The organism is Erwinia sp. V90_4, assembly GCF_029967685.1.
Taxonomy (GTDB): Bacteria; Pseudomonadota; Gammaproteobacteria; order Enterobacterales; family Enterobacteriaceae; genus Erwinia; species Erwinia aphidicola.
This window is the reverse complement of record NZ_JASCAQ010000019.1, coordinates 1-1,646: the sequence shown is the minus strand read 5'-3', so window position 1 is coordinate 1,646 and position 1,646 is coordinate 1. Positions and strand designations below refer to the sequence as shown.

General features: G+C 49.4%; 3 protein-coding genes. All 3 read left to right on the top strand.

Going from position 1 to position 1,646, the window contains the following annotated elements; genetic code table 11:
* Nucleotides 1–57: 57 nt before the first annotated feature.
* Complete coding sequence (locus QLG07_RS02560) at nt 58–531, top strand: hypothetical protein (RefSeq protein WP_282468404.1); 474 nt, start codon at nt 58–60, stop codon at nt 529–531.
* Nucleotides 506–1,369: an ATP-binding protein gene (locus tag QLG07_RS02555; RefSeq protein WP_282468403.1), complete on the top strand. Its 864-nt coding sequence runs from the start codon at nt 506–508 to the stop codon at nt 1,367–1,369. Before QLG07_RS02560 ends, QLG07_RS02555 begins: the two co-directional genes overlap by 26 nt.
* Nucleotides 1,370–1,392: 23 nt before the next feature.
* Nucleotides 1,393–1,646 (top strand): hypothetical protein (locus QLG07_RS02550; RefSeq protein WP_282468402.1); only part of this gene is annotated, 254 nt, incomplete at its 3' end.

The window sequence follows — 1,646 nt, the reverse complement described above, 5'->3', positions numbered from 1 at the left end:
GAGCAGCAGGAAATCACCTGGAATGAATTTGCAGGCAACTTCAACTAAGAGGCAACAATGAAATTTGAAAAAGCCATGAGAAAGAAGGTTGTTCATGGTCATCGTATTGGCAGGGTTAACACTTCGACCTACACGTCTTGGGAGGCGATGAAAAAACGCTGCTCACCAGGCGGTGCTTACTTTGAAAAGGGCATAACGGTTTGCAGTAATTGGCTTTGCTTTTCAAATTTCCTAATAGATATGGGTGAACGCCCGCATGGATGCACGCTTGATAGAATCAACCCAAAGGGTAATTACGAAAAAAATAATTGCCGATGGGCTGACAATAAAACTCAGTCTAGAAACAGAAGCGACAGACAGTTAATTGAATTTAATGGCCGATCAATGCTTCTTACTGATTGGGCTGAAGAATTAAAAATATCATTCTCTTGTCTTTACAAGCGAATTTATAAACTCAACTGGACTATTGACAAGGCGCTTGCCACCGATAGCAGGAGTAAAAAAAATGAGATTCGAAAAAGCAACACGTAAAAAAGCAAAATTGCGTTTGGCTCTTACCGGGCCGAGCGGGTCAGGCAAAACATACAGCGCCCTACTCATTGCCAAAGGAATTGGCGGAAAGATTGCAGTAGTTGATACAGAGAAAGGAAGCGCATCACTTTACTCTGATATTGCTGATTTCGATGTGCTGGAGCTGGAACCACCCTTTAGCCCCGAGCGTTTTATTGAAGCCATTAATGCAGCTGAGCAGGCCGGGTATGACAGCATCGTCATCGACAGCATCACTCATGAGTGGGGAGGCGTTGGTGGGTGCCTGGAGCTTGTCGACACGATTGCTAAAACCAAGTTTCGCGGCAATTCGTGGTCAGCATGGAGTGAGATTAACCCACGGCACCGCCTGTTCCTTGATGCCATTCTGCGCACAAATATGCATGTGATCGCCACCATGCGAAGCAAGACGGAAACAGCTCAGGTAGAGGAAAATGGACGCAAGAAGGTAGCGAAACTCGGCATGAAGTCAGAGCAACGGGATGGAGTGGAATATGAATTCACTACCGTTCTCGACCTGGTGCATGAGTCACACCACGCAAACGCCACGAAAGACCGTACAAAGCTGTTCTCCAATGCGGACCCGGTAGTCCTGTCGGAAGATACTGGCAAAAAGCTACTCGAATGGCTGGAGTCAGGCGTGAACCCGCATGAAGAAGCACTGAAGCATTTCACGGCCCTTGCATCAACCGCCCATTCAGTTGACGAGCTAAAGCCTGCATTTGAAGAGGCGTGGCGAACACTGCGCGGTACTGAACAACAGGCGCAGGCCAAAGATGTTTACGACATCCGCAAGGCTGAATTAGAGCAAGCCGCCTAACCCCTACCCCGGCAGGAATCCCAATGAGAGAACTTACACCTGAACAACAGGAGCATTGCGCACGCCTGCCGGAATATCGGCGGGCATCGTACCGCTACAAAGCATCACGGATGACTGACATGGAGCGTCAGATTGAGAGAATTGCGTGGGACGCTGGGAGGGCGTGGCTGGCACTGAAGGCCGGAGAAGAGCATGCACGCATCAATACCAAATCGGTCCCTGAGCGCATGGCTGAGTTACGCACGCGCAGGTATGCAGAGGCGGCCTCATTCTACCC

Excerpts from the sequence above, each read along its gene's own strand:
- QLG07_RS02560 (WP_282468404.1), top strand. The coding sequence starts at position 58 with ATGAAATTTGAAAAAGCCATGAGAAAGAAGGTTGTTCATGGTCATCGT.
- QLG07_RS02555 (WP_282468403.1), top strand. The coding sequence starts at position 506 with ATGAGATTCGAAAAAGCAACACGTAAAAAAGCAAAATTGCGTTTGGCT.